This is a genomic window from Phormidium sp. CCY1219 (assembly GCF_035615515.1).
GTDB lineage: Bacteria > Cyanobacteriota > Cyanobacteriia > Cyanobacteriales > Laspinemataceae > CCY1219.
Genome location: NZ_JAJENT010000482.1, coordinates 46943 through 56111 on the forward strand (window position 1 = coordinate 46943; position 9169 = coordinate 56111).

The window sequence follows — 9169 nt, forward strand, 5'->3', positions numbered from 1 at the left end:
GGAACAAAAACCTCTGACGCGATCGCCCCAGAACTGATAAACTCTACCTATAACCACCCTCGAGAAAATTCCCATGTCCGATCGTACATTTGGCGACTTACCCTCCCTCGAAACCCCCCGACTCCTGCTGCGAAAAATGACCCTAGCGGATGCAGTGGATATCTTTGAATATGCCAGCAATCCAAAAGTGGCACAATACGTCACTTGGCCCGTGCATCAGTCTCTCGACGATACCCATCAATTTTTAACCTCAGTTCTAGAGCGATACGCCCAGCAAAAAACCGCCCCCTGGGCGATCGTGCATAAAAACCTCCGCCAAGCAATCGGCACCTGTGGCTTTGTTAACTGGCATTCCGCACACAATCGCGCCGAAATTGGCTATGCGCTTTCGGCAAAATATTGGGGATGCGGATATATGACAGAAGCCGTCTGCACCGCGATCGATTTTGGTTTTCGCGAAAAAGGCTTACATCGGATCGAAGGTCGATGCAAGCTGCAAAATATCGCTTCGGCAAGGGTTTTGGAAAAAGCAGGCATGACCTTTGAAGGCATTTTGCGGCAACAAATGTTAAAGGATGAGGTTTATTATGATATGAAAATTTTCTCGATTCTTCGTCAAGAATGGGAAAATAAGTAGGAGGTAATATTGGTTATTGTTCATGGTTCATTGGTCATGGTTCATGCGAGAATTAAAACGTTAGGGTAGGCAATGCCCACCCTAGATTTACAGTTTATAGGTACGTTTTCATTCGCTTACATGTCCGGTGGTAAAATGACGCGATCGATGACATGAATTATGCCATTGCTTGCTTCGATATCCGCTTGCACCACCGAGGCATTATTCACCATAATGCCATCGGATTCTACTTTAACATCAATCGCGCGACCTTCCACACTGGCCACTTCCCCGGAACTCAAGTCGCCGGATTTCACCGTGCCCGGAACCACGTGATAGGTTAAAATTTCGATGAGCTGGTCTTGGTTTTCCGGTTTTAATAATTCTTCTAAGGTGCCTTCCGGTAAAGCCGCAAATGCTTCATCCGTAGGGGCAAAAACCGTGAAGGGACCTTCGCCGGCAAGGGTTTCTACTAAACCCGCCGCTTTTAAAGCCGCCGTTAGGGTTTGAAAGGAATCATTATTGATGGCGATATCCACAATGGTATTTTCCTCCATCGCCATATCGCCACCGCCAGCACTTTCCCCGGCGGGGGTAGCGATCGCGCCATTGGAATTCGACCCCTCGGCGCGATCGCAAGATTTTGACAGCGCCGGTCCGCTCAACAAAACTGTGGCTCCTGCAATCGCGATCGCCATCCCGAAGTGCTTGCTCAGATCCGTCCAGAATTTCGCGTTCATCGGTATTTTTCCTCTTGTGTGATGAGTGAAGCTTTGATTGTTAAGTAATATTACATGTTTTTAGAAAATTGGCAACCCCTCAAAAAAAATTTTTAACCCGTTACCAGCAGATAAGGGCGATCGGTGGGTTAATTCTTATTTTTTAAGGGGATGAATTGGCAAAGTGTACCCCTCTGTGTGGCAAACTTTTGCTGGCTTTTAACAGAGATTAAATACAATTCAAACTCTTGCATAGCAAGAAATACAGGAAATACTTGTTTTAGCAAAAAATACCGTTTGATTCATACAAGGCGGGGGGATGGAAATAAAAGAATATTGTTTGAGGAGGGATGAATTTATTTTTTTCTGTTGATGAAACCGCCTTAATCCGAGTCATAGCATCCCCCTTTCTGGAGGCTTGCCCGCCGCAAAATCCCTAGAATACACTCAGCGATCGTTCAATTTCCTCGCCAATCACTCAAGTGACAACTCAAAGATATCGCTTAAGTGACACAGCAAAAGACTTTCTGCGTCTGGAGAAGGGATACAGCCGAGGGGACTAAAATCAGCACCGATTCGGTAAAGCACTTGCCCACCGAGGCGGTCCGCCACCCAACATCACAGTATTTTTACTTAGAGTGCCATAGATTATAATCAATACATACCCTTAGTTTTTTTGATGGGTTAGCCAGGGGATCGGCTTCCCTAAGCATAGGGTGATATTGTAAGATCGGCAAAAGTCGTTTTGCAACGAAAACTACAAACCATCCTACCTAGCAGACAATCGCCGTGTTAGAAGCATTTGTAATCGGAACAATATTGTGCGGATTTTTAGGCATAATCTTTAAAAAAAATCTGTTAATGAAGATTGTCTCTATGGATGTCATGAGTACCGGGGTCATTGCCTATTATGTGCTGGTGGCATCGCGATCGGGTTTATTTACACCAATTATCCTAGATGAAAGACAGGAAAGATATGCCGATCCAGTTCCGCAAGCAGTAATTTTAACAGCAATCGTAATTGGATTTTCAATTCAAGCATTAATGCTAGTTGGTGTGATGAAACTAGCCAGGGACAATCCGACATTAGAAACTAGCGAAATAGAAAAGAAAAATACCCCATGAACAGTCTGACAATCGGATGGATTGCTCTGCCTTTTTTAGCGGGATTCACCATTTTTTTAATCCCGAAACTCGATCGCTACCTGGCAATGCTGACAGCCATTGCCTCGGCGGGATATGCGTTGGAGCTATTTTTAATCGAGTCGCCGATCTCCCTGGAAGTTTTGGATAATTTTGGCGTAAACTTATTCGCCGATCGCTTAAGCAGCTACTTTATTTTAACCAACGCACTGGTGACGCTGGCGGTGACGCTTTACTGTTGGCAAAGCGGCAAAAAAGCATTTTTTTATGCCCAGATGATTATTCTGCACGGCAGCCTCAATGCTACATTTATCTGCACTGATTTTATCAGCTTGTATGTGGCACTAGAGGTCAGCGGAATTGCCGCCGCCCTATTAATTAGCTATCCCCTAAGCGATCGCTCGATTTGGGTAGCCTTGCGCTATCTGTTTGTCAGCAACATTGCAATGTTGTTTTATCTCATCGGCGCAGTGTTGGTTTATCAAACCCATCATTCCTTTAACTTTGAGGGATTGCGCGGTTCCCCACCCGAAGCACTGGCGCTCATTTTTCTGGGAGTATTGACAAAAGGCGGCATTTTTGTATCGGGATTGTGGCTACCCTTAACCCACTCCGAATCAGCATCTCCAGTGTCCGCAATGTTGTCCGGAGCGGTGGTCAAAGCTGGCGTTTTTCCCTTAGTTCGGTGCGCCTTACTTTTAGAAGAGCTTAATCCCATCGTTCGGCTTTTCGGCATGGGAACGGCGGCGTTAGGCGTTTCCTATGCCGTATTTGAAAAAGATACCAAGCGCCTGTTAGCATTTAGCACCGTTTCTCAGTTAGGCTGGATACTCTCTGCCCCGCAAGTCGCCGGTTTTTATGCCCTAACGCATGGATTGGCCAAAGCCACCCTGTTTTTAACTGCCGGTGCCTTGCCCAGTCGGAACTTTAAAGAACTAGAAGAGCAGCCGATGAATACGGCCCTGTGGATTCCCCTCGTCATGGGAGGGTTATCAATTTCCGGCTTTCCCTTATTGGCTGGTTTTGAAGCCAAGGTATTGACCCTCAAAAATCTATTGCATTGGCAAGCATTGCCCATGAATTTTTTGGCCGTAGGAACCGCCATCACCTTGTCTAAACTGATATTTCTGCCCCATGAAAGCGGCGAACAATCAAAACCGATTCCCTTGGGGTTTTGGCTAGGGGTGATTCCATTACTCGGAGCGCTAATTGTCGCCAACTGCATATATTACCCGGCATACAATCTCGCGAATATCCTCAAAGCGATCGCCGTTATCGGCATTGGCGGGGCAGCTTATGCGTTTATTTTCCATCACTTTTCCGTTAAATTGCCGCGAATATTCGAGGAATTTGACCATTTAATCGGCGTGATGACGCTGATTTTGCTCCTGTTGTTCTGGGTGGCATTTCAATGATTGGATATCTAAATCTGATATTGCGACTGGTAATTTGGTTCTTGCTCACCGCCGATCTGAGCCTACCGAATATCCTGATTGGGGTGGCGATCGCCTTTTTGTTGCCCCACAACCATAAAATCAAGGGGGAGTTAAAGGATTGGCTGCGGGCATTGGGAGAAATTATCGTAGCCATTCCTATCGCTTATAAAGAAGCATTTGAAATTATCGTGCGCCCCCATAACGAAGAAGTCGTCACCCTGCAACGAGTGCCCCCTCGGCGGTCCGCTGGACTGATATTTTTAGATATCTTCCTGATTACCTTTACGCCGAAAACCATTGTTTTAAAATATCACAAAGAAGGCTGGTACGAAGTCCATCGGGTACGCCGGAGGGAACCGCAATGAATTTACCCAAAAATATCATCCTGATAGCTATGATTTTGGCCCTGCTCATCCCCATATACGAGGCATGGAAAGATGATGAGGTCTGGCAGAAAATGTTGGCATTTGCCAGTATTGCCACCAAAACATCGATGATGATTCTTGTGGTATCCGTTTTCCGCGACGATTGGACCCTCGGAGCCGGTGGGGTAATTATACTCAGCGTGGGAAATGCCGGATTAATGCTGTTAGCCCATATTCTTAAACGACTGAATGAAATATGATAGAACTGTTGAGTTATGCTTGTATCGGGTTGGGAATTTTCTTTTGGTTTTGGGGAACTTACCCCTTGCTGGGCGAGCGATCGGTGTTATTCAAACTCCATAGTCTTTCCGTCGGCGATACCCTCGGCTCGATGGCGATCGCGATCGGACTGCTTCTGCGAATTCCCAATGAATGGCCTTTGCTGATATTGGCCATCATTTCCCTAGCAATTTGGAATACAATCTTGGGATATGTGTTGGCATATTGTTCCCGTGGAGAGCGCAAAAATGATTGAAATTTATATTTATGTCATCGTTGCCCTGCTGCCGTTAGCGGGTTGTATGTTGGTCTTACAATCTAATCCCTTCCATGCCCTAATCGTGCGGGGCATATTAGGGGCAGTGGCGGCATTAGTGTACGCCCTCTTGGGCGCGGCAGATGTGGCCCTGACGGAAGCTTTGATGGGCACCTTGCTCTCGATTACACTCTATGCAGTGGCGGTTCGTTCGTCAATGGTTATGCGTCTGGGCGTTATCCGAGAAGCAAAAAATAAAGGCGAGACCCCATCCCACAAACCGATCGACCAGTTGCGAGCTATTGTTGCCAAACGGTATCTGCGGCTCGAGTTAGTGCGCTATAGCGATGAAATAGCCCTCAATCAAGCCCTGGAAAACAAAGAAATTCATGCCCTGTGTATCAAACCAGAAAAAACAGAACAGCAGTTTCGGGAAGACAAGGCAACCAGCCAACCCCTGCAACCCTATCACATTGTCATCAGAATTCCGCGTCTCTACGATATGGTGCAAAATGAATTGCCATCAGGCATGAGATTAACTTATGCAAACTCCTTAGCCAGTCCCACAGCTTTAACGGAGCAACCTCAATGAAATTGATTTACCTTGTGGCAGCGATCGCCCTGTCTCTCAAAATGCTGGCAACCACTAATTTTCTGTTTGGCGAAGCATCCACCTTGGCGATCGCCGAAACCGTGGTTCGCGATACCGGCGTTCCCAATGCCGTATCTGGTATCATTTTTAGAAATCGCTTGTACGATACGATTTTTGAAGTGGTGGTCTTTACCATCGCCGTCTCGGGGGTGAAGTTTTTGCTGGGGAATGAAAAGCCTTCGAGTAAGATTTATCAAGTTACCGATCCACCCTCGATTGTGTTGGCCCGTCTGGGTGCCACGATTGCTGCATTGGTAGGCGTCGAATTGGCAATTCGCGGGCATCTCAGTCCCGGCGGTGGGTTTGCGGCAGGCGTCGCCGGCGGTACCGCGATCGGTCTGGTAGCCATTACCTCCTCCACAGAGCAAATGCAGGCTATCTACAAACGATGGCACGCCGCAACTTGGGAAAAAGTTTCCGTGCTGATTTTTATCGGACTGGCAGTGTTGACCCCGATCGGCATAGAATTATCTCACGGCGAGTTTGGCGGCTTGGTGAGTGGTGGTTTTATTCCTTGGTTGAATATGCTGGTGGCTATCAAAGTGGCATTGGGTTCCTGGGCGGTGGTTTTGCTGTTCATCCGCTATCGCGGTTTATTGTGAGGTAAAGTGCTATACAAGGGGTGGGCGATCGCATCTCGTTCGCTCATTTTTTTTGGGTTGAAAATTAGCTGACGCCCGATAACCACCAGTTTGACTGACCAGCAGAAACCAGCCACATCCTCGTGACAATCTAAATCGCAGGCGATGGATGGAAAACGGAGCCTCGTTGCAGTGGTTCCTTGGGTTGGGAATGAGGGTCAAATTGGTTTATACTGGAACTAAAAAGCATCTAATCCAGAGGGAGCGATCGCACCCCAAACCCGCCCCTCCCTCTCCCCGCCCCCACAGTAGCTAACCCATCGGCGGAATCCTCAACCCTTTCAACCCTTGTCCTTTCTCCTCCTCACTCAATCCCTTTCCCTGCACCAACACGCCAAACCCGCCCAATCCGCGAGGGTCGATCGCCTCGTGCAAAACCTCCCGTCGTTGCAGCGCCGTAGCAATATCCATTCCCTCACGGGTAGAGAGGGCCGCAATCCGATCGCCCCATCCCAGGGCCATCAAAAACATTGCCTGCTGGGTAAACCCCAACCTTTCCAACCCGCAGGACTCGCCCCAGCGTTCCAACGCCGTAAAATCGACGTGAGCGGTGATATCCTGTTGTCCTACCCACACATAGGGATTATTGTGATGGCGATGTTGGCGGTAACATTGTAGAGTGCCTTGATATCTTTGCGGGGAATAATAGCGATGTGCCGGATAGCCATAATCGATGGTTAACACATAGCCGCGCTGCAGCTTGTTCGCCACCTCACTCATCCAATCCAGGGCCGCCAGATTCACCTCAGTGCGATATCCCTCCGGATAAGCCGGCGAAGTGATATCAATTCCCACCAACTCAAAATACTCCTGGAGTCGGGGAGTAGACAGCTCTCCCGTCACCTCCCCAAACAAATCATTTCCCTCAGCAGGCGATGAGTCATCAGGGGGTGCGATCGCGTAAATCTCGCGCAACTCTCCGTCGGCGATCGCGATTTGATGCACCGGAAACGCATCCACTAACTCATTTGAAAATACACAACCGACGAGCGCATCTGCGCCTATCTCCTCCCAACTACACCAGCGCAAATTCGCGCCACCCCTTGACAGCGGCGCAAATCTCTGCTGTTGTAACTCTCGCATCGCCCGAGACTTCTCGACAATCACATATTCCAACGCCGCAAAACAATCCCGGTGGTAGCGGTGCAGGTATTTAATCGCATCACCCGCCACCAATCCTTGACCCGCCCCCATTTCCACCACCTGAAACGGCACTGGACGACCCAGAATTTCCCACATTTCCGAGAACTGCACCGCCAACATCTCCCCGAAATCCGCACCTAAGTGAGGCGACGTGATAAAATCCCCCTCTCCCCCAATCTTGCCCACATGAGCGGCATAATAGCCGGACTCGGGGTGATAAAGCACCAAATCCATATACTCCGCAAAGGTAATGCGACCCTCGGGACTTTCGGCGATGCGATCTCGAATGCGATCGCATAAAACCGGATTAAATTCCATCGCTCATTTCCACACTTAACACAGATGCAAACCACTTCTTTCCCGGAACCCATTCCCAGGGTTTTCCTGGGAATGAGAAACATGCGGCTAAAGCGTCGATTCAACCTCTCGGTTACAAACCGGATTGATTCACAAACCGTAGAGACGCGATAAATCGCGTCTCTACAGCCGGCAAAAATGAAAATCACCAACCCGGTTTCCGGTTTGGGTTCTCTCAAACCACACCGACGCCCTAGCGGTCAACCGAACCCATAATCACATCGATACTGCCGAGAATTGCCACAATATCTGCCACCTTATTTCCGCGCAGCAGATGCGGTAAAACCTGCAAATTAGTAAAATCAGCAGCCCGAATTTTCCACCGCCAAGGGAACACATTATCCTTCCCAATCAGATAGATTCCCAATTCACCTTTTCCACTTTCCACGCGGACATAATGTTCGCCTTCAGGAATTTTAAAAGTAGGCGGAATCTTCTTGGCGATGAACTGATAGTCGAAATCATTCCATTGCGACTTGGGGCCTTCCATCATGCGTTTCGCTTCCAAATTTTCGTAAGGGCCGCCCGGAAGACCTTTAAGTGCCTGACGAAGGATTTTCAGAGACTCGCGCATTTCGAGAATTCGCACCATATAGCGAGCCAAACAATCCCCTTCAGTAGCCCACTGGACTTCCCAGTCGAAGTCATCGTAGCACTCGTAGTGGTCAACCTTTCGCAAATCCCACTTCACCCCAGAGGCGCGCAGCATCGGACCGGAGAGACCCCAGTTAATCGCCTCCTCGCGAGAGATGGTACCGAGATTGGTAATCCGGCGGCGGAAAATCGGGTTATTGGTAATCAAGCGCTCGTACTCGTCGATTTTGGGAGCGAAATAATCGCAAAAATCGAAGCACTTATCCACCCAACCGTAGGGCAAATCAGCAACCACCCCGCCAATGCGGAAATAGTTATTATTGATCAAGCGCTGACCGCTGGCGGCTTCCCAGAGGTCGTAAATCATTTCCCGCTCGCGGAAAATGTAGAAGAACGGCGTTTGAGCGCCCACATCTGCCAAGAAAGGACCAAGCCAGAGCAAGTGGTTGGCGATCCGGTTGAGTTCGAGCATAATCACCCGGATGTAGCTAGCGCGGCGGGGGACTTCGATGCCGGCGAGTTGTTCGGGTGCGTTAACCGTAATCGCTTCGTTAAACATCCCCTCCGCGTAATCCCAACGGCTGACATAGGGGACGAACATGATGTTGGTGCGGTTTTCGGCAATTTTTTCCATGCCTCGGTGTAGGTAGCCTAACACTGGCTCGCAATCCACCACATCCTCACCGTCGAGGGTGACGATTAACCGCAGAACCCCGTGCATGGAGGGGTGATGCGGACCCATGTTGATAATCATGGGTTCGGTTCTGGTTTCGATTCGGCTTGCTGGTGACATAGATGAGGGTTCTCCCGTTGAGATCGATTTGAGGTGCCGTACCGGCGCGAGGTTAGAGTTAGGAAAGGTCGATCGCCTTGTCAGTGGTTCCAGAAGGACTGTGACGTACTCCCGACGCCGACCGCTTAGGCGGTACGGCGCGGGCTTCTGCGCCCAGACCTTTGAGATCTGGGTT

General features: G+C 49.0%; 11 protein-coding genes. 8 read left to right on the forward strand and 3 right to left on the reverse strand.

What is annotated here, in order from left to right:
• The first annotated feature begins 73 nt into the window (after positions 1 to 73).
• Entirely contained in the window at positions 74 to 637 is a 564-nt protein-coding gene (locus tag LKK83_RS12530) for a GNAT family N-acetyltransferase (RefSeq protein WP_324631481.1), read from the forward strand.
• A 116-nt stretch (positions 638 to 753) separates the two neighbouring features.
• Here LKK83_RS12530 and LKK83_RS12535 read toward each other — a convergent pair whose 3' ends face one another.
• Positions 754 to 1356: a fasciclin domain-containing protein gene (locus LKK83_RS12535; RefSeq protein ID WP_324631482.1), complete on the reverse strand. Its 603-nt coding sequence runs from the start codon at positions 1354 to 1356 to the stop codon at positions 754 to 756.
• Positions 1357 to 2124: 768 nt separating this feature from the next.
• On the opposite strand from LKK83_RS12535, the gene LKK83_RS12540 reads away from it, so the two are divergent.
• From LKK83_RS12540 to LKK83_RS12570, 7 genes are read left to right on the forward strand one after another with little or no spacing between them, the layout of a single operon-like run.
• Positions 2125 to 2460: a cation:proton antiporter subunit C gene (locus LKK83_RS12540; protein ID WP_324631483.1), complete on the forward strand. Its 336-nt coding sequence runs from the start codon at positions 2125 to 2127 to the stop codon at positions 2458 to 2460.
• Positions 2457 to 3893, forward strand: coding sequence for a cation:proton antiporter (locus tag LKK83_RS12545; RefSeq protein WP_324631484.1), 1437 nt, complete (start codon positions 2457 to 2459; stop codon positions 3891 to 3893). Before LKK83_RS12540 ends, LKK83_RS12545 begins: the two co-directional genes overlap by 4 nt.
• Entirely contained in the window at positions 3890 to 4279 is a 390-nt protein-coding gene (locus LKK83_RS12550; protein ID WP_324631485.1) for a cation:proton antiporter, read from the forward strand. The genes LKK83_RS12545 and LKK83_RS12550 overlap by 4 nt, the downstream gene beginning before the upstream one ends.
• On the forward strand, positions 4276 to 4539 hold the full coding sequence (locus tag LKK83_RS12555) for a hypothetical protein (RefSeq protein ID WP_324631486.1): 264 nt from the start codon (positions 4276 to 4278) through the stop codon (positions 4537 to 4539). Before LKK83_RS12550 ends, LKK83_RS12555 begins: the two co-directional genes overlap by 4 nt.
• Complete coding sequence (locus tag LKK83_RS12560) at positions 4536 to 4814, forward strand: monovalent cation/H(+) antiporter subunit G (RefSeq protein ID WP_324631487.1); 279 nt, start codon at positions 4536 to 4538, stop codon at positions 4812 to 4814. The genes LKK83_RS12555 and LKK83_RS12560 overlap by 4 nt, the downstream gene beginning before the upstream one ends.
• Positions 4807 to 5406: a DUF4040 domain-containing protein gene (locus LKK83_RS12565; RefSeq protein ID WP_324631488.1), complete on the forward strand. Its 600-nt coding sequence runs from the start codon at positions 4807 to 4809 to the stop codon at positions 5404 to 5406. The genes LKK83_RS12560 and LKK83_RS12565 overlap by 8 nt, the downstream gene beginning before the upstream one ends.
• On the forward strand, positions 5403 to 6068 hold the full coding sequence (locus tag LKK83_RS12570; protein WP_324631489.1) for a Na(+)/H(+) antiporter subunit B: 666 nt from the start codon (positions 5403 to 5405) through the stop codon (positions 6066 to 6068). Before LKK83_RS12565 ends, LKK83_RS12570 begins: the two co-directional genes overlap by 4 nt.
• 291 nt (positions 6069 to 6359) lie before the next feature.
• On the opposite strand, the gene LKK83_RS12575 is transcribed toward LKK83_RS12570, so the two are convergent.
• Together LKK83_RS12575 and LKK83_RS12580 are read right to left on the reverse strand one after the other, a co-directional pair.
• Positions 6360 to 7568 carry a class I SAM-dependent methyltransferase gene (locus LKK83_RS12575; protein ID WP_324631490.1) on the reverse strand — a complete coding sequence of 403 codons (1209 nt, stop codon included), beginning with the start codon at positions 7566 to 7568 and terminating at the stop codon, positions 6360 to 6362.
• Between the two features lie 232 nt (positions 7569 to 7800).
• Entirely contained in the window at positions 7801 to 8994 is a 1194-nt protein-coding gene (locus LKK83_RS12580; protein WP_324631491.1) for an NAD(P)H-quinone oxidoreductase subunit H, read from the reverse strand.
• Positions 8995 to 9169: the final 175 nt, after the last annotated feature.